The sequence below is a fragment of the Pelistega indica genome (assembly GCF_000506865.1).
GTDB classification, from domain to species: domain Bacteria; phylum Pseudomonadota; class Gammaproteobacteria; order Burkholderiales; family Burkholderiaceae_B; genus Taylorella; species Taylorella indica.
In genome coordinates, this window is sequence record NZ_AYSV01000081.1 from 1 (window position 1) to 19,010 (window position 19,010).

At 38.3% G+C, this 19,010-nt stretch carries 14 protein-coding genes and 4 pseudogenes; 11 read left to right on the plus strand and 7 right to left on the minus strand.

Features of this window, described 5'->3' with window-relative positions; all coding sequences use genetic code 11:
* Positions 1 to 47 precede the first annotated feature (47 nt).
* The 3 genes and pseudogenes from V757_RS29280 to V757_RS21390 form a co-directional block, all read left to right on the plus strand.
* Positions 48 to 629 (plus strand): annotated as a pseudogene (locus tag V757_RS29280) ([protein-PII] uridylyltransferase family protein); the annotation flags it as partial.
* Positions 604 to 1,968 (plus strand): bifunctional [glutamate--ammonia ligase]-adenylyl-L-tyrosine phosphorylase/[glutamate--ammonia-ligase] adenylyltransferase, encoded by a 1,365-nt coding sequence (glnE, locus tag V757_RS21385; RefSeq protein WP_425414484.1) that lies wholly within the window; start codon positions 604 to 606, stop codon positions 1,966 to 1,968. The pseudogene V757_RS29280 and the gene glnE, both read left to right, overlap by 26 nt.
* 87 nt (positions 1,969 to 2,055) lie before the next feature.
* Positions 2,056 to 2,727, plus strand: a complete 672-nt coding sequence (locus tag V757_RS21390) for an epoxyqueuosine reductase QueH (protein ID WP_023950952.1) — start codon at positions 2,056 to 2,058, stop codon at positions 2,725 to 2,727.
* A gap of 140 nt (positions 2,728 to 2,867) precedes the next feature.
* Here the strand turns inward: V757_RS21390 and V757_RS21395 are convergent, their stop codons facing one another.
* The 5 genes from V757_RS21395 to V757_RS21415 form a co-directional block, all read right to left on the minus strand.
* A complete protein-coding gene (locus tag V757_RS21395; RefSeq protein ID WP_023950954.1) occupies positions 2,868 to 3,374 on the minus strand; it encodes an ExbD/TolR family protein in 507 nt (168 codons plus the stop codon).
* A gap of 1 nt (position 3,375) precedes the next feature.
* Positions 3,376 to 4,176 (minus strand): MotA/TolQ/ExbB proton channel family protein, encoded by an 801-nt coding sequence (locus V757_RS21400; protein WP_023950956.1) that lies wholly within the window; start codon positions 4,174 to 4,176, stop codon positions 3,376 to 3,378.
* Positions 4,177 to 4,189: 13 nt separating this feature from the next.
* Complete coding sequence (locus V757_RS21405) at positions 4,190 to 4,594, minus strand: energy transducer TonB (protein WP_023950958.1); 405 nt, start codon at positions 4,592 to 4,594, stop codon at positions 4,190 to 4,192.
* 73 nt (positions 4,595 to 4,667) lie between these two features.
* Positions 4,668 to 4,997, minus strand: coding sequence for a hypothetical protein (locus tag V757_RS21410; RefSeq protein ID WP_023950960.1), 330 nt, complete (start codon positions 4,995 to 4,997; stop codon positions 4,668 to 4,670).
* Between the two features lie 386 nt (positions 4,998 to 5,383).
* Positions 5,384 to 5,596, minus strand: a complete 213-nt coding sequence (locus tag V757_RS21415) for a cold-shock protein (RefSeq protein ID WP_023950962.1) — start codon at positions 5,594 to 5,596, stop codon at positions 5,384 to 5,386.
* Between the two features lie 313 nt (positions 5,597 to 5,909).
* Between V757_RS21415 and glnK the strand changes: the two are divergent.
* Both glnK and V757_RS21425 read left to right on the plus strand, forming a co-directional pair.
* Positions 5,910 to 6,249, plus strand: a pseudogene (gene glnK / locus V757_RS21420) (P-II family nitrogen regulator).
* Between the two features lie 72 nt (positions 6,250 to 6,321).
* Positions 6,322 to 7,549, plus strand: a pseudogene (locus V757_RS21425) (ammonium transporter).
* A 91-nt stretch (positions 7,550 to 7,640) separates the two neighbouring features.
* On the opposite strand, the gene V757_RS21430 reads toward V757_RS21425, so the two are convergent.
* A complete protein-coding gene (locus tag V757_RS21430) occupies positions 7,641 to 9,086 on the minus strand; it encodes an aminoacyl-histidine dipeptidase (RefSeq protein WP_245586992.1) in 1,446 nt (481 codons plus the stop codon).
* A gap of 153 nt (positions 9,087 to 9,239) precedes the next feature.
* Entirely contained in the window at positions 9,240 to 11,243 is a 2,004-nt protein-coding gene (locus V757_RS21435; protein ID WP_023950966.1) for a BCCT family transporter, read from the minus strand.
* A 502-nt stretch (positions 11,244 to 11,745) separates the two neighbouring features.
* Between V757_RS21435 and leuS the strand changes: the two genes are divergently transcribed.
* The 6 genes and pseudogenes from leuS to V757_RS21465 form a co-directional block, all read left to right on the plus strand.
* Positions 11,746 to 14,403, plus strand: coding sequence for a leucine--tRNA ligase (gene leuS / locus V757_RS21440; RefSeq protein ID WP_023950968.1), 2,658 nt, complete (start codon positions 11,746 to 11,748; stop codon positions 14,401 to 14,403).
* 17 nt (positions 14,404 to 14,420) lie between these two features.
* Entirely contained in the window at positions 14,421 to 14,969 is a 549-nt protein-coding gene (locus V757_RS21445) for an LPS-assembly lipoprotein LptE (RefSeq protein ID WP_023950970.1), read from the plus strand.
* 1 nt (position 14,970) lies between these two features.
* On the plus strand, positions 14,971 to 15,960 hold the full coding sequence (holA, locus tag V757_RS21450) for a DNA polymerase III subunit delta (RefSeq protein ID WP_052019320.1): 990 nt from the start codon (positions 14,971 to 14,973) through the stop codon (positions 15,958 to 15,960).
* Between the two features lie 81 nt (positions 15,961 to 16,041).
* Entirely contained in the window at positions 16,042 to 17,301 is a 1,260-nt protein-coding gene (locus V757_RS21455; protein WP_023950972.1) for a glutamate-5-semialdehyde dehydrogenase, read from the plus strand.
* A gap of 5 nt (positions 17,302 to 17,306) precedes the next feature.
* Positions 17,307 to 17,732, plus strand: coding sequence for a CopD family protein (locus V757_RS21460; RefSeq protein WP_031274534.1), 426 nt, complete (start codon positions 17,307 to 17,309; stop codon positions 17,730 to 17,732).
* 90 nt (positions 17,733 to 17,822) lie between these two features.
* Positions 17,823 to 18,947 (plus strand): annotated as a pseudogene (locus V757_RS21465) (THUMP domain-containing class I SAM-dependent RNA methyltransferase); the annotation flags it as partial.
* Positions 18,948 to 19,010: the final 63 nt, after the last annotated feature.

Consider the following 19,010-nt stretch of genomic DNA (forward strand, 5'->3'; position numbering starts at 1 on the left):
CAAATACGATCAGGAATGGGTAAAAAAAACAGGCGGCTAATCGTTCTGGTACAGATACTTCGCAAAATATTAAACTAGGCGAAGGCGGAATTCGTGAAATTGAATTTATTGTACAAGTTATTCAGCTTATTCGTGGTGGCCGTATGCCTAGCCTACAAGAAAAAAACTTGTTAAAAGCTTTAGCTGCTGAAAATCATGCGAATGTGATTGAAGAAGATACAGCCAATAAATTAGAGCATGCGTATCGTTTTTTAAGACGTATTGAGCATATTATTCAGTATCAAAATGATGAACAAACACATTTGCTACCTAGTAGCGAAGAAGGACTAAACACTATTGCGCTGGCGGCTGGTATGCCTAGAGAAGAGTTTGATTTAACCCTAAAACAACACAGAGAATTTGTCGCTGAAACTTTCAAAAACGTATTTCGTATACTAGGCATGAATGATGAACATACTGATGATGAGGAAAATGAAGCGGAAAATAGTTTACATCCTCACCCTTCTTCAATAAATGAGGGAGATTTAGCTAATACCTCAATTAGTGAAGAATTGCAAACTCAGTTTGGTCACCGTACGGCTGTCATGCTAAAAAATCAATCGCATCCAACAACTCAACACAAGCAATAGACAACGTCTAGAAAGCCTTATTCCAGTATTGCAGCAAGCGGCTCTTAAAACAGCCACCCCATCATTAGCCTACAACCACCTAGCAGATTTAATTGAAACGATTGCTCAGCGTAGTGCCTATATTGCTCTCTTAGTGGAATACCCAGAAATAGTCCAACGTGTTGCCCGAATTATGAGTGCTAGTCCACTAGCGGCACAAGTTCTACTAAAAAACCCACTATTGCTAGATAGTTTGATTGATTGGCGTACTCTATTACAACCGATTGATTTAGCAAATGTACATGAGCAATTACATCGTGACTTAGACGCTAGTGTCATTCATGAAGGTGAACCTGACATCGAACGGCAGATGAACCTTATGCGTGATACTCAAAAGATTATTAGTTTTCAGCTTTTAGCTCAAGACTTAGAAAATGAACTAACTGTAGAGCATTTAGCGGATTATTTATCTGCCTTAGCTGATATGCTTTTAGAGGAAAGTCTCTACCGAACTTGGCAACAATTAAGAAAAAGCTCTAAATTTGATTTACCCGAAAAACCCAAATTTGCTGTTATTTCCTATGGTCGTTTAGGAGGTAAGGAGTTAGGTTATTCTTCGGATTTAGATTTGGTTCTTATTTTTGATGATCCTGCTGACTATGCTGTCGAAGTCTATGCAAAACTAGGACGTAGGCTTAGTACATGGTTATCCAGTATGACCTCTTCAGGTCGCATGTATGAAATAGACTTACGCCTACGACCTGATGGTGATGCGGGTCTACTCGCCGTATCAATTGATGGCTTTGAACATTATCAAAATGACTTGGCTTGGGTATGGGAGCATCAAGCATTAACACGTGCACGTTTTTCTGCTGGTGATACTCAAGTTGGCGAAAAATTTGAGAAAGTTCGTCGTTCAATTCTTCTTAAACAGCGTGATTTAGCTACTCTTAAACGTGATATTGTAGACATGCGTATTAAGATGAAAGACGGCCATCCAAATCCAACCCCTCTATTTGATATCAAGCAAGACTATGGTGGTATGGTTGATGTGGAATTTATTACTCAATATTTAGTCCTAGGCTATAGCCACCGTCATCATGAGTTGCTAGAGAATTTGGGTAATATTGCTTTATTAACAATAGCAGGTAACGCAGGACTGATCCCTATGGAATTGGCAGAAAAATGTGCTAATGCCTATCGAACCTATCGTAAATTACAACATGAAATTCGTTTACGTGGTGAAGAAAAGGCACGTATCAGTATGGATCAATTACAAGAAGAACGCTCTGACGTCAGAAAACTGTGGGAACTTGTTTTTGACTCAACTCATACAATAGCTGAAGCAAAAACTGAATAAGATAGACATAAGTATAAGTCTCCAAACACTTTTACGGTACAATGTAAACTTAATTTGTTAATACAATGAATGGCTGAATAAAAGACTATGGTTGCTGTTTGTGATGTAAAACGCCCTAAATTGGAATTACCTGACCAACGCAAAAAGTTGCTGTTGCACTCTTGCTGTGCGCCCTGTTCTGGTGAAGTAATGGAAGCCCTATTAGCATCAGGGATTGATTACTCTATTTATTTTTATAATCCAAATATCCATCCCGTTAAAGAATACGAAATTCGTAAACAAGAAAATATCCGCTTTGCTGAACAACATGGAATTGAGTTTATTGATGCTGACTACGATTTAGATAATTGGTTTGCTCGTGTCAAAGGTTTAGAATGGGAACCAGAGCGTGGGGAACGTTGTACAAGTTGTTTTGATATGCGTTTTGAGCGTACTGCTTTATATGCTCATGAGCATGGTTTTGACTGTATCTCAAGTTCTTTGGGTATTTCTCGTTGGAAAGATATGAACCAAATTAATGGTTGTGGTGAACGTGCTGCTGCTCGTTATCCTGAACTCATCTATTGGACCTATAACTGGCGCAAAGGTGGGGGCTCAGCCCGCATGATTGAAATTAGCAAACGCGAAGAGTTCTATCAACAAGAATACTGCGGTTGTGTGTATTCATTAAGGGATACTAATCGTCATCGACAAAGCCAAGGTAGAGAGAGAATTGAGATCGGCGTCAAATTTTACTCAAATAATCCTGATCAAAAGTAATCCTTCCTTTGCCTTATACTCTTAAACAACACCAATAAATAACAAAATGCACTCAAGGTTATCCAATCACCGAGAGTGCTTTTTTTTGCTCAAAAGAAAAATCATCCAACTAAAACGTAAACACTTATGGAGATACTGTCTTACCACTTTCTCCTGAGATAGATGATTTTGATGGTTAAAGGAGCAGGAATAGTTTTTTCGTGTGTTCTTGCTTCTCCATTAGCACCAGACGGGGAAGGTGAAGTGATAAAACCTAAACGCTTTACACCTGATCCTTTAGCTGCTGCCATTAACTTGGCAATAATTTCATAGCGAGTATTAACATCAGCACGAATTCTAAAATCAGTTTCCGGATTAAGCTTTACTTTATTAACAAAAAACTCATTTAATTGTTCAACAGCCATTTCACTACCATCAACAAAGATAGTACCACTAGGATCTACGGCTATATCTACTGATTTAGGGTCTTCCGTAGCTGGCTGGCTACTCACTTGAGGAACATCTATCTTTATTGAATGGGTAAGCAATGGTGCTGTAATCATGAAGATTACTAGTAATACTAGCATCACATCAATTAACGGCACCATATTAATTTCAGATACAGTACCTGTTTTAGAGCCATTAGAATCAAAACTTCCAAATGCCATATTATTCCTCAGAAGCAACTTTAGTACGAATAATGCGTTGGATTGAGTTATCAACTTGTTGACCTGTTGTCACAAATGCAAATAAATCATGGGCAAATCCATCAAGCTTACTTAACATAACACGATTACGTCGTACAAATGTATTAAATGCTAACACAGCAGGAATAGCAACAGCTAATCCCAAACCTGTCATAATTAAAGCCTCCCCCACAGGACCTGCAATTTTATTAATAGATACACCGTCAGATAAGCCAATGCCCACAAGTGCGTGATATACACCCCATACTGTACCAAATAACCCAACAAATGGTGCTGTTGAACCAATCGATCCTAGCACGGTTAAGCCATTTTCCACGCGAGCCGTCTCTTCATCAATAACTTTACGCATAGAACGAGTGACAAATTCAGCATGTGTACCCACTTCAGAAAGATTGCTAGCTCCATAGCGATGGTAATGGTCTGCAGCATGCAAAGCTTGATTGGCTAACCGGGCAAAAGGATCCTTAGCTCCATACTGATGCAAATCTTTATCCACTTGCTCTAAGGAAGCAGAATTCCAGAATCGTTTCAGGAAACTTCTAGACAAATGACGCTGACGGAAATTCACCAAAGTCTTTACAATTATCAAATACCATGTAATTAGTGCCATAAACACTAAAATACCGAATAAGGTTTTGCCAACAATATCTGTTTGCTGAACAAAATGCCACATATTATGAGCATCAGCACTATCCACTGGTGTAGCTTGTGCCGCAATATGTGCGTAAATAGTTATAATTTCATCAATCCATGCTATAGACATCTTTACTTTCCTTTTATTTGAATTCGATTGGAATATCCGCCATTGATTCTCGCGGAACACCATTCTCAGCATATGGTCTAAAACGAGCTTGTTTAACTGCTCTAAGGGCTTCTTTATCTAATGCTGCAAACGATGATGAGCGTTGTAAAGAAGCATTTTTTACTGCTCCATTCGTATCAATAATGACACGTACAACCACTAAACCTTTTTCATTTCTCATCATTGAGACTCTTGGCATCACTGGTCGTGGTTTAACTAAATAATTTACAGATGTCACACGTACAGGTCCAGCACTAGCACTACCTGCAGATACATTTTTCTTGCCTTCTGGTTTTCCAAACGCTTTTGTTGTTTTCGCATTTAAATCTATCTTTTGACCAACTGGCGTAAATTGTTGTGAATTTATGGGCTTAAACACACTTTCTTGTTTGGGTGGTTCAATTTTTTTCTTCTTAGTTTCGGTTTCTGTTGTTTATTCTTTTTTCTTCTACTTATTTTTTTCGGTTTTTCCTATAACCTTTTTTAGGTTTTGGTGGCGCTATTGGCTCTGCAATAGGTGTGGGTTCTGGTTCAGGTTTGATTTCTGGTTCAGGTTTAATCTCTGGTTCTGGATCAGGCTCTAACATTGAATTAACTTCAGGTTGAGGCTCTGGTTCTGGCTTAGTATCCGATTTACTCTCAGACTCTGTCCTAGCTTCTGGTGCAGGCAATGACTCAACTTGTTCGCCCTGAGGAACTTCTTCCGCAATGGGCTCATTAATGATTGAGACAAATACCGCTTGGTCTGGTTTAATCTCTACTTGTACTGGGTCTGATTTCATACCCAGCAACCATATACTACCCGTGATAATTCCTACAGACCCTATGCTCCCTATTACTCGATAAAGCAGCGGTATACCCTGTGAGACTTCAGATGTTTTTGACATACTACGAAAATAAAATTAACTAAAAATAATTTACTTAAATGCAAATTATCACAACAAGAGATATTATATATCATTATTTATAATAAAAACAATTATCATTTAGATTTTGGTATTTTATATTATTTGCCAGCCTTTTAATGTTTCACTTTATAGCAATAACAAGCCAACTATTTAAACATGAAACAAGCATGAAAAAACGCCCAACCACTATGTGATTAGGCGTCATAGAAGTTTTATAGACGAATGAGTAAGAAATATTCTCTTCGCCTTTGCTAATTAATTTATGCTTTAGCTTTTACTTCTTTAGCTTGTGGACCTTTAGGACCATCAGCTACAGTATAAGAGACTTCTTGCTCTTCTTTTAGTGTACGATAACCGTCACTTACGATATCTGAGTGATGTACAAATAAATCTTTGCCACCATTGTCAGGTTTAATAAAACCAAAACCTTTTTCGTTGTTAAACCATTTAACTTTGCCTGTTTCTGTAGACATCATCTATTCCTCTTGAGTAAATAAAAAACAAGGACCCCCAAGAGAACAACCACGCGAAATTATAACGGTAACAGCTACTACTTGAAAATCAAGTACTTACTATGCCTTTAAACATAGACAATGTCAATAAAAATAAATTGTGTTGCTTTTATCCAAAATGACGCATAAAGCACTATTTTGGTGCATAGACATACTTTCAGGCTCATTTTGATATTTTGCAGTGCAGAATTATTTAATGATTACTTACAAAAAAGTTGGCATCAATTTTGCTTGTTAACTAATAAATATCTATGTATATCAACAGGAGAATTAGATGAAATTAGTTACCGCAATTATCAAACCTTTTAAATTAGATGATGTCCGTACAGCATTAGCGGATATTGGTATCCAAGGTTTAACCATTACCGAAATCAAAGGATTTGGGCGATCAAAAAGGTCATACAGAACTCTACCGTGGTGCAGAGTATGTTGTTGATTTTTTACCAAAAGTGAAATTAGAGATAGCTATCCGCGATGATCAAGTGGAATCTGCTATTGAGTCTATTTGCCAATCTGGTTCCACTGGAAAAATTGGTGATGGAAAAATTTTTGTGAGTGATCTCGAACAAGTTATTCGGATTCGTACTGGTGAAATGGGCGAATCAGCTCTGTAATTTTAATCATCGTGATTCAGTATAGAAAATAAATAATTTAAGTTGTAAATAATTTAACGTAAAGGAATAAAAATGAATGGTGCAGATTTAGTGTGGGTTGGCATATCAACCGTGCTGGTATTAATGATGGTAGTGCCTGGCGTAGCACTTTTTTATGGTGGTTTAGTTCGTTCAAAAAATATTCTATCGGTGCTTGCACAAGTAATCGGCGTATTTTCATTAGTCCAAATTTTATGGTTTGCTTATGGTTACTCTTTAGCCTTTACAGAAAGCACAGCATTCTTCGGGAATTTCTTCTCGCGCTTTCTTCTCTGGTATGTTCAATATTCCAGGTGATACTTATGAATTATCAGGCACAATTCCAGAATTAAGTTTTGCTTCTTTCCAAGCAACTTTTGCTGGTATTACATGTGCACTTGTTATTGGTGGTTTTGCTGAGCGCATCAAGTTTAGTGCTGTGTTAATTTTCATTGCTATTTGGATGACATTTGCGTATATCCCTATCGCACATATGATTTGGGCAAGTGGTGGATTCTTATTTGGTGAAGCATTAGACTTTGCTGGTGGTACTGTTGTACATATTAATGCTGCTGTTGCTGCACTAGTTGCTGCTTATGTTGTTGGTCCTCGCTTAGGTTACGGTAAAGAAGCTATGCAACCACATAATTTACCAATGACCTTTATCGGTGCTTGCTTATTATGGGTGGGTTGGTTCGGTTTCAATGCAGGTTCTTCATTAGCAGCAAACAATTCAATGGCTTTAGCGTTATTTAATACAATTATTGCAACAGCAGGTGCTGTAATTGCATGGTTAGCAACAGAAGCCGTTATGGGTCGTAAAAGCTCTTTGCTAGGTGGTGCTTCAGGTGCTGTAGCAGGTCTTGTAGGTATTACACCTGCGGCTGCTCTAGTTAGCCCAGTTGCCGCTTTAATTATTGGTATCGTGACAGCAATCTTCTGCGTATGGGGTGTGAATGGTCTTAAACGTTTGTTAAAAGTAGATGATACGTTAGACGTATTTGGTATTCATGGTGTAGGTGGTATTGTTGGTGGTATCTTAACAGGTATTTTCAATGCAAAACCTTTAGGTGGTCCTGGCTTAGAAACATTAGCTGATATCCCTGCTCAACTTTGGTCTCAAGTAGAGGGTATGTTAATTGCAGCAGTGATTAGTGGTGTTGTTGCTTTTATCGGTTTAAAAATTGCTGGCCTAATTACTGGTGGTGTTCGTGTTGAACGTGATGATGAACGTCAAGGTCTAGATATCAGTAGCCATGGCGAACAAGGCTATCAAAAATAAATAAGCCAATTTTTATCAAGGCTGTAAATATGTATCCCCATAGATTCTAATGAATTTATGGGGATAACTTCATCAACAGTCTGACAATAGATTATTTTTCAGGGGAATTTTCCAAAAATCTCAATAAAATTTTCCAGCATTCATCTACTGAAGAGATTTCTACACATTCCTTAGGAGAATGGGCGGCACGAATATTAGGTCCAAAAGAAATCATTTCCATATGAGGCGCTCTACCCTTTAGGATCCCACATTCTAGACCTGCATGCATAACTTCAATTGCAGGCTCTTTACCATAAAACTCATTGAACAAGGCTTTACATTTGGACAATAATAATGACTGCGGTTCAGGTTTCCAGCCCGGATAATCACCACTCAACACTAATTCAGCACCAACCAGTTTCGCTAGCGCTTGTAAACGATTAGATACATCATCCTTAGGTGTTTCCAATAATGAACGCATTAGACAACGAATAGATAATTTATCCTCTTTTACCGTTAAAACCCCTAAACTAATAGATGTTTCAACCACTCCTTCAAAACTATCACTCATACGTATCACACCATTAGGTAATACACGGATAAAACGAATAATCCGTTGCGATTGCTCTTCTGAAATTGCGACTAGAGGTGAATCTTTAGTTAGTTCAGTAGCACTAATTTCAAGCATTGGCTCTACAACACTCAATTCATCCTTGATAATGCTTGATATGGTATTAAGGCAATGCTCTATATCATCCCCCGTATATACAATATCGGCAAATGCTTCACGTGTAATGACATTTCGTAAACTACCACCTTGTAAATTTATTAGACGCAATTTCCCATGTTGTGCAATTTTATCTAACACGCGTATCAACAAAAGGTTGGCATTACCACGACCAGAATCAATATCAATGCCAGAATGCCCACCTTTTAAGCCTGCTACTTGTATGCGATATGCTTTACCGGTTACAGGCTCTGCAACAAAAGGGAAAGAAAAAGTTGCGTCTCTACCGCCTGCACAACCAATAAATAAAATCCCTTCATCTTCAGAATCTAGATTCACTAAATAAGGGGCTCTTAACCAATCTGGATTAATATTTTTAGCCCCTCCCATACCCGTTTCTTCTTCAACAGTTAGCACTATATCAATTGGGGGGTGAGGAATATCATCGGAAAAAGCGACGGCTAATGCCATTGATGCACCAATACCATTATCAGCCCCTAGCGTAGTATCATTTGCAAATACCCATCCCTCTTTAACTGACGTTTGTATTGGATCTGTCTCAAAATTATGCTGACTACTTGTCCCTTTTTGAGGCACCATATCAATATGTGCTTGCATCGCAATTATGGGGCGATCCTCTAAGCCTTTTGTGCCTGGCTTTTGAATAAGAATATTCCCTTTTTCATCTTGCTGCACAGCTAAACCTTTTTCCTGTGCTTTCTGAACAATAACAGCACCTAATTTTTGCTCATGGAACGTAGGATGAGGAATCGCACAAAATTGGTCAAACCATTGCCATACGGCTTGAGGTTGTAAAGTAGATAAGGACATTGTCATTCTCGTTTATAAAATGAAGAAATAAATAGTATTTTAGCGATTAACACCCCTATTGTGGAGACCTCAAACAAAATCCCATCCTTTACATCATTAAAGAATGGGATTTTTTGAACTTTTAAAAGTAAAACAACTAATTATACTTACACACTATCTATGGTCACCACCATCTACAGGTGCTTTCATAATTAACGCTAAATCTTCGCTATGCATCAAATTCAAATAGCGTTGGTATTGTTTTAAGATATCCGCAATAAGCTCTTCTTGAGTCATATACTGAACATCATAACCTAGTCGTCCATCACCAAAATAAGCAAATGGTTCATGAACTGTAGTTTCTGTTAGATTAGGCAACGTCACTTCATCTTTTAAAGCCTCATGTGCTTTTGATGTTTGAACTCTTACTCCATATAAGAAATTACGCCACTGCCCTTTCTCAATAATTAACTCCATAGCCAACTCGGGCGTTTCATATTCATTAATGATGACGTGTAATTGATATTTCTGCTCTAATTCTGTCCGTAAACTATTAAATGCAGGACGCACGGTTTCATTAAAGAAACTATGCATATCTGACTCTTGCGTCTGAGTCAAAATCTGACTTAAACGTTGTTTCCAACGGTGACCACTCCAGAACACGCTACCTGCATTAAGTTTATGGCTATAGTATCTTGCATCCGAACGTAATCCACGAATGAGACTAAAACACATCCCCGTCATAATTAATACAAACGGTAATGCAACAATTAGGGTAACTGCCTGCACTGCTCCCAAACCATTGGTTCTTAATAAGGCAATGGCCATAACAATAAGAATTACACCCCATAAAATACTTTGCCATTTAGGTACTGGTTTACTACTACCCCCTGAAGCAATATTATTTAAAACTATAATGCCAGAATCAGCTGAGGTCACAAAAAACAATGCCAAAATAAGCATTGCCACAATACTACTCAACGATGACAAGGGGAAATACTCTAAAAACTTAAATAGCAAAATTTCTGGTGTGCTAGTAAGTTTTGCTAATGCACCTTGAGCCACTTCATTGGCATAAAAACCAGAATTACCAAATACTGTGAACCATAACAAGGTAAATAGTGTTGGGACAATTAGAACCCCCATCACAAATTCACGTACAGTACGCCCACGAGAAATACGAGCAATAAATAACCCTACAAAAGGAGCCCATGAAGCCCACCATGCCCAATACAAAATAGTCCATCCAGTAAACCAACCTTGATGCTCTGTATCATAAGCAAAAGTTTTAAAACTAATTTCTGCAAGATGACTAATATAGTAGCCAGTATTTTCAGCAAAACTAGATAATAATTTCACTGTAGGGCCCGTGAATAGAATAAATACCAATAAACCTAGTGCCAACAGCAAATTCATTTCACTTAGTCGACGTACACCTTTACCAACACCCGAAATAGCCGATAGGATAGCGACCGTTGTAACTACTACAATAATCAAACTTTGCTGTTCAAAACCAATATCTGCCATTAGCCCAATATTATGTAACCCAGAATTTAATTGAATAGCACTAAACCCTAGCGTTGTCACAATACCAAACACAGTCGCTAATAGACCAATACTATCAATTACGTGTCCAATAGGTCCATGAATTTTCTCTTTCAATAAAGGGTAAAAGGTTGAACGCAAAGATAAGGGAAGTCGATAGCGATAACCAAAAAAAGCCAACGCTAATGCCATCACACCATAAATAGCCCAAGGGTGTACTCCCCAGTGAAAAAAAGTATATAGCATGGCATTTTTTTCAATATTATTGTCTGTAATTGGTGAGGCCATATGCATCATGGGTTCTGCTACTCCAAAATACATTAGACCAACCCCCATACCTGCTGCAAATAACATGGCTACCCATGAGAAAAATGGGTACTCAGGATCCTCATCATCCGCTCCCAAACGGATATCCCCCAAACGGCCAAAGACTAAGGCCAGTAAAAGACCCAAGAATAAAGATGCAGCCAAAACATAAAACCAGCTAAAATTATTAAACGTAAATTTTTGTACAACATCAAGTGTTTCTTTCATTTTGCCAGGGACGGTCATCCCTAGAAAGCCGATAAGCAACATAAAAATAAAGCTTGGCACAAAAACTTTTAAGTTGAACGTCGTGTTCGGACGGAACATTATTTCTTCTCCCGATAATGCCCAAATAAAAATAGCAAAAAAACATCAATACGAAGTTCAATTAAACAGATAATTGACGTATGCAAGTCCGCTACTTAACGATTATGAGCAGTGGTTAATAGATTGTTCGCTTATAAAACAAACAGCGTACACACTAAAAAGTGCTAAGTTGAAAGACAAATAAGATATTGTCTGACGATTGAATTGACATAGAGTCGACACTGATAAAAGAACAAATCATTCATTTATAGCTGCTCTATTATAACTAAAAAAATTAATATAGTCTAACTGGAATCATGTTTATATTACTATTTAGTTTAAATATGAACTATTTTTATTAGACTTTAAACTATTTTTATTAGACTTTAAGCTATTTTTTATACATCTATTTCAAGCTATATTTTTACCTATCCGTGATGGTTCGTTCTATAATAGAACGCTTATAAAGACTATCCCTTATATCTATAAACTTATTGATACTTATCTATTTAATTAGGAATTTATGTTAGATCAATACCAACCTCAAGTCGTTGAGAAAAAAGCACAACAACAATGGAACGACGCTGACGCATATCGTGTCACAGAATATGCCAAAGATAAAAATGGCAATGACAAACCTAAATATTATGCGTGCTCAATGCTGCCATATCCTAGTGGCAAACTACACATGGGGCATGTTCGCAACTACACTATTAATGATATGCTCACTCGCCAATTACGCATGAAAGGCTACAATGTCTTAATGCCTATGGGGTGGGATGCCTTTGGAATGCCCGCAGAAAATGCAGCCATTAAATCCAAAGTACCGCCAGCTCAATGGACATATGCCAATATCGATTACATGAAAAAACAACTAAAATCGATGGGTTTAGCAATTGATTGGTCACGTGAGATGGCTGCCTGTGACCCTGAGTATTATCGTTGGAACCAATGGATGTTCCTAAAAATGCTAGAAAAAGGCATCGCTTATCGCAAGACTCAAGTGGTAAACTGGGATCCTGTTGACCAAACAGTATTAGCAAACGAACAAGTCGTGGATGGACGTGGATGGCGTTCAGGCGCTTTGGTTGAAAAACGTGAAATTCCAGGTTATTACCTCAGAATTACGGATTATGCTGAAGAATTACTAGATTGTGTTAAAAATAAAATGGATGGTTGGCCAGAGCGCGTACGAGTAATGCAAGAAAACTGGCTAGGCAAAAGTGAAGGTGTACGTTTTGCTTTCCCACACACAATCAAAAATACAAATGGCGAATTAATTCAAGACGGTCGTTTATACGTATTCACTACTCGCCCAGATACCATTATGGGCGTAACTTTCTGTGCTGTTGCTCCTGAGCATCCTCTTGCAACACTAGCCGCCCAAAATAATCCAAATTTACAAGCCTTTATTGAACAAGCTAAACTTGGTGGCACTACCGAAGCAGAAATGGCCACCAAAGTAAAAGAAGGTCAACCAACCGGCTTATTTGTTACCCATCCATTAACGGGAGAACAAATTGAAGTTTGGGTAGGTAATTACGTTTTAATGAGTTATGGTGATGGTGCCGTCATGGGTGTACCTGCTCATGATGAACGCGATTTTGCTTTTGCCAAAAAATATCATTTACCAATTAAACAAGTGATTGCTGTAAAAGATAAAGAGTTTACCGCTGAAAATTGGCAAGACTGGTATGGCGACAAACAAGTAGGCTATTGTATCAATTCTGCTCAACTTGATGGGTTAACTTACAAACAAGCATTTGAGGCAGTTGCTACACTATTAGCAGAAAAAGGTTTAGGTGAAAAACAAACTACATGGCGTTTACGTGACTGGGGTATCTCTCGTCAACGTTATTGGGGTACTCCTATTCCCATCATCCACTGTGAAGATTGTGGTCCGGTACCTGTTCCAGAAAAAGACTTACCTGTGGTACTACCAGAAGACTTAATCCCAGATGGTACGGGTAATCCTCTAAATAAATCTGAGTCATTCTTAAAATGTACTTGCCCTAATTGCGGCAAACCTGCTCGTCGTGAAACTGATACTATGGATACTTTTGTGGATTCATCATGGTATTTTATGCGCTATACCTCACCAGGTAATTCAGAAGCAATGTTTGATCACAGAAATGACTATTGGATGCCGATGGATCAATATATTGGCGGTATTGAACATGCCGTCATGCATTTGTTATATGCACGTTTCTGGTCAAAAGTATCACGTGACCTTGGCTTAGTAAAATTTGATGAACCATTCACCAACTTATTAACTCAAGGTATGGTACTAAACCACATTTATACCCGTCGTAATGATAAAGGTGGCATTGAATATTTCTGGCCCGATAAAGTCGAAAACATTTATGGTGACAAAGGGCAAATCATTGGCGCTAAATCATTGGAAGATGGCAAAGATGTCACTTATGCTGGTATTGGCACCATGTCTAAATCTAAAAACAATGGTGTCGACCCACAATCTATTATTGATACACTAGGTGCTGATACGGCTCGTCTATTTGTCATGTTTGCAAGCCCTCCAGAACAAACGCTAGAATGGTCTACTACAGGAGTCGATGGCTCTAATCGCTTCTTACGTCGTTTATGGACAATGGCTTATAACCAAAAAGAAACTATTGCTAGAGCACCTGTTGATTTGCATAATTTTGCTGATGCTCCCAAAGAAGTTAAGCAATTACGTTTAGTTGCGCATCAATTACTTCGTCAAGCTAACTATGACTATGAGCGCATGCAATATAACACGGTAGTTTCAGCTAATATGAAACTATTAAATGCTATCGAAGATGCTAAATTAGAACCATCAAACTATAGTGATGCCGCTCTTAGAGAAATTATCGGTATTCTATTACGTATGCTTTACCCCGCTGTTCCCCATATTACTTATGCGTTATGGCAAGAGCTAGGGTTTGATAAGCAATTTGGTGATTTATTAGATGCCCCATGGCCAGAAGTTGATGAAAGTGCACTTGTAGCAGATGAAATTGAAATGATGTTACAAATTAACGGTAAACTACGAGGTTCTATTATGGTGCCAAATGGTTCCTCCAAGGAAGACATTGAAGCCTTAGCCCTTAATCACCCTCAAATTGCCAAACACTTAGAAGGTCGAACACCAAAACGTGTTATCGTGGTACCAGGAAAATTAGTCAACGTTGTAGGTTAAACAGCTAGGGTTTTTGTATGCAAACGATAAAATGTTTAGTAATGTCTAAAAAATTATTGATAGGATTAGTCGTATTAAGTCTCTGCTTGGTCGGTTGTGGCTTCAAAATGCGCGGTCAAGTGGATACTCCTTTTCAAACGCTTTATACCAATATTCCTAAACAATCACCTTTTGGTATTTATATTTACCGTTTGCTCAAAGCAAGCTCTCCAAACTTGACTATTTTAGATACACCAAGCTCAGCTGATGTCTCATTAACTCAGCTTAGCCTCACACGTAATCGTACTGAGGTTTCCTTAGATGCGAACGGTAAGGTTGAGGAATATGAATTAGGTTTAGTACTTAATTTCACCATGACCGATAAGCAAGGCAATATTTTAATTGAGCCAACACTTCTTTCGGCTACTCGTCTTTTACCCTATGATGAAAACGAAGCCGCCGCAAAATCAGCTGAAATGTCACTACTTTATAGTGATATGGAAAAAAGTATTGCCGACCGTCTCTATCGCCGAGTACTATCCGAAGAAGTACTTGATCAGTATCGTCGTCTCAATACTGGTCAGTAATATGGGAAAAAAACTTAATGCAGATCAACTAAAAACATATCTGCAACAATATCCTCAACAAATTGACACATTTTATTGCGTCATGGGAGATGAGCTTTTATTACGTCAAGAGGTCATTGATTCATTGCGCCAACACTATCGTCAACTAGGCTTTAGTGAACGCATTAATCTGGTCATTGATGCTAATGGACCATGGCACCATATCAAAGAAAATTTATATAGTACATCTCTTTTTGCTGAGCAAAAAATTTTAGAAATTACATTGCCAAATGGCAAAACCGGACGACTAGGTGGTCCAGCCCTCATTCAACTGACAGAACTCGTTAATAGCCAACAGCTCAGTGATATTACGATTATTTTAAATATTCCAAAGTTAGATAAAAAAACACAGCAAACAGAATGGTTTAAAGCCATCCAAAATAGTGCTATTTTTATCGAGGTTCCCAATATTAGTCTTGGACAATTGCCTCAATGGATTAGGCAACGTCTTGCACTTCAACAACAAACAATTGATGCTGAATCGTTAACTTTTTTAGTTGAAAAAGTAGAAGGCAATTTATTTGCTGCTCACCAAGAAATATTGAAATTAGGCTTAATGCTTGAGCCTGGTCATATTGATTTACACACATTGCAACAGTCTATCAAAGACGTCGCTCGTTTTGATGTTTTTCAATTAACAGATGCTATATTAAGCGGCGATACAAAACGTAGTAGCCGTATTTTGCAAAGTCTACAAGATGAAGGAGAAGCGCTACCACTTGTGTTGGCAATGATTACTCGTGAAATTCGTAGCCTATATACATTAGCAATCCATAAGAAAAACGGTGATAATCTCTCAGATGCAATGAGAAAATTGGGGATTTTTAGCTCTCGTCAAACACTTTTCAATCAGGCATTACAGCGTCTGAATCTTCCTAAATTAATGGGATTAATCCAACATGCAAGCGACATTGATCGCTTATTTAAAGGCTATCCCGTTGAGGTAGATTAAATAATGCTTGGAACGAAACACAACGTTTGATTATAAAATTTGCCGGTAATGGCACTCTCTAACTTTCTTTTGAGAAAACCTATGATGACTTTAGCAGAGCAAATAAATACGCTTGGACAACAAGCAAAATTAGCCGCAAAACAAATGCGTTTAGTAACACAGCTACAAAAACAGCAAGCTTTGTGGCATTTAGCTGAGCTAATTGAACAAAATGCTGACTATTTAAAGGCTGAGAACCAAAAAGACCTACTCTTAGCCGAACAAAATGGCTTAGAGCCTGCATTATTAGATCGCCTAAAACTGTCTGATAAATCTATTAATACAATGGTCGATGGCGTTAAACAAATCGCCAGACTAGATGATTCAATTGGTAGTTTGAGTGCTACTAGAATTATGCCTAATGGTATCAAAATTGCTAAAATGACCATTCCGCTAGGTGTTATCGGCATTATTTACGAATCTAGACCTAATGTCACCATTGATGCCGCTGCTTTATGTCTTAAAGCGAGTAATGCGGTAATTCTGCGCGGAGGTAGTGAAGCCTTTAATTCTAATAAAGCCTTAGCTGATCTTATTCAAAAAGCACTACTTTTTGCTAATATTCCAGAACATGCCGTACAAATTGTTCCGACGACAGATAGAGCGGCAGTAGGCCATTTAGTCACTATGAATAACTATGTCGATGTGGTTATCCCTCGAGGAGGTAAAAGTTTATTACAACGCTTAGCTAACGAATCCAAAGTACCTCTTATTATGCATTTAGATGGCAACTGCCATATGTACATCGATGAAAGTGCAAATGATGATATGGCCATCAAATTAGCTGTTCATGCTAAGAGCTACCGCTATGGTATCTGTGGCGCAATGGAAACACTGTTAGTACATCAATCTAAAGCAGCCAAATTATTACCCATTCTAGCCCAACAACTCACTGAGAAACGGGTAGAAATTCGTGCGTGTGAACAAGCATTGCCCTATATCGAAAATGCTCAAAAAGCGACTGAAAGTGACTGGGAAACAGAGTTTTTAGCCCCAATTCTTGCCATCCGTGTAGTAGACTCTATCGATGATGCCATCAGCCATATTGAAAAATATAGTTCTGGTCATACTGAGTCCATTATTACGGAAAATATGCAAGCCGCTGAAAAGTTCCAAACGCAGGTTGATTCGGCTAGTGTTTATGTTAATTTGCCTACTGTATTTGCCGATGGCTATGAATATGGACTGGGCGCTGAAATTGGTATTTCCACAAATCGCCTACATGCACGCGGTCCTGTTGCAGTAGAGGGTTTAACCACCTACAAATGGGTTCTTACTGGTCATGGTCAAACAAGAGATTAATGCATATGCTATATTTATGGCTTAAAATTTTACATATAATTTTCGTTATATCGTGGTTTGCGGGTCTATTTTATTTACCACGAATTTTCGTGAATTTAGCCCAAAATCAGGATAATCCTATCGTCTATCAATACTTGCTTGGTATGTCCAAACGCCTATTGCGATTTATGACGATTATTGCTATTCCTGCTATTATTTTTGGTTTATGGCTAATGATTCAATTCAATATCGGTGCCGGTATGGGATGGTTACACGCTAAACTACTGATTGTTGGTTTTATCTTGTTATACCATTTTTCTTGCTTTAAAATTCATCGGCAATTTGAACAAGGAAAAAATACTAAATCGCATATATTCTTCCGTTGGTACAATGAAGCTCCGCTATTATTACTTTTGGTTGTCGTTACCTTAGTAATACTTAAACCCTTCTAATATATTAATTTATGACAGACCAAACTCCCCGTAAAAAAACTTAGTCTTGTTACAAGTACACGTTCCACAGCAAATAATGATAAGGCACGTGTGCGTACTGGTGCTCGTGCAAAAAATGTCGCTATCAAAGAAATTCAAAAAAGTGTTAACGCTAATACTAACGTAGCACTAGAAAAAAAGGATAAACCTGAAAAACGCTCAGAAAAAGCTTCGTTTAATGCACGCTTTGACTGCTATAATGAACCTAGCTTCCAAGCAAAACGAACCGCAGGTTATGCAAAGAATCGTCCTAGCATTGAAGAGCGTCTTGCCAACCAAAATCGCCCAGGTAATCGCTTTAAACCTAAATCAACATTTACCCAGCCAGCACAATATGCTAGTTATCATGATGAAGTATTTAATGTTTTTGCTCCTTGCCCAATTGGCCTAGAGCAAGCACTTGCCTCAGAACTTGAAAGTTTAAACTTTGAGGCTGTACGAATTGGTCGCTCTGGTTGCTTTTTTAAGGCAAACTGGTCTGGAATAATGAAAGCCAACCTTTATTCTCGTTTAGCCACTCGTATCTTAGTACAAGTTGCCTACGCGAAAGTGAGCACAGAAGATGATATTTATGAACTAGCTCGTCAAGTCTCATGGGAACGTTGGTTTGGTGCAGAGCAAACCTTACGAGTAGATACCTCGGCTATTCGTAGTCCCATGCAAAGCCTACAATTTTGTAACTTACGCGCCAAAGATGGTATCGTTGATCACTTACGTGAGCTAGAGGGTGAACGCCCCAGCATTGATACTGTACGTCCTGATGCTAAAGTACACTTATTTTTGGATGCAGACTCAGCGACATTGTATTTAGATACATCGGGAGAATCACTATTTAAACGTGGTTGGCGCTACGATAAAGGACAAGCACCTCTACGAGAAAACTTAGCGGCGGGGATTTTGGCTCTTGCTGGTTGGGATCCCTCTAAGCCACTGTATGATCCTTTCTGCGGTAGCGGAACAATTTTAATTGAAGCTGCATGGATTGCTTTAGGTATCCCTCCCGGCATTCACCGCCCATTTGCCTTTGAACGCCTAAGAGGAATGGATCGTAAAACATGGTCTGAGTTAAAAGAATTTGCTTTTGACAATATTGATACCTCTCTAGAAACACCTCTTTTTGGCTCTGATATTGACGGTCAAGTCATTCAAGCTGCACAATCGAACCTAAGCAGAGCCAAAACTTCCCTCATCAAGTATTCAATTTAAGATTAAAAATGACCTTACAAGCCACGGCACCAT

Coding starts and splice junctions, on each gene's coding strand:
- V757_RS21460 (WP_031274534.1), top strand. CDS start 17,307: ATGCTATATTTATGGCTTAAAATTTTACATATAATTTTCGTTATATCG.
- V757_RS21445 (WP_023950970.1), top strand. CDS start 14,421: ATGCAAACGATAAAATGTTTAGTAATGTCTAAAAAATTATTGATAGGA.
- V757_RS21430 (WP_245586992.1), bottom strand. CDS start 9,086: ATGTCCTTATCTACTTTACAACCTCAAGCCGTATGGCAATGGTTTGAC.
- V757_RS21455 (WP_023950972.1), top strand. CDS start 16,042: ATGATGACTTTAGCAGAGCAAATAAATACGCTTGGACAACAAGCAAAA.
- V757_RS21390 (WP_023950952.1), top strand. CDS start 2,056: ATGGTTGCTGTTTGTGATGTAAAACGCCCTAAATTGGAATTACCTGAC.
- holA (WP_052019320.1), top strand. CDS start 14,971: ATGGGAAAAAAACTTAATGCAGATCAACTAAAAACATATCTGCAACAA.
- leuS (WP_023950968.1), top strand. CDS start 11,746: ATGTTAGATCAATACCAACCTCAAGTCGTTGAGAAAAAAGCACAACAA.
- V757_RS21410 (WP_023950960.1), bottom strand. CDS start 4,997: ATGAAATCAGACCCAGTACAAGTAGAGATTAAACCAGACCAAGCGGTA.
- V757_RS21400 (WP_023950956.1), bottom strand. CDS start 4,176: ATGTCTATAGCATGGATTGATGAAATTATAACTATTTACGCACATATT.
- V757_RS21395 (WP_023950954.1), bottom strand. CDS start 3,374: ATGGCATTTGGAAGTTTTGATTCTAATGGCTCTAAAACAGGTACTGTA.
- V757_RS21415 (WP_023950962.1), bottom strand. CDS start 5,596: ATGTCTACAGAAACAGGCAAAGTTAAATGGTTTAACAACGAAAAAGGT.
- V757_RS21435 (WP_023950966.1), bottom strand. CDS start 11,243: ATGTTCCGTCCGAACACGACGTTCAACTTAAAAGTTTTTGTGCCAAGC.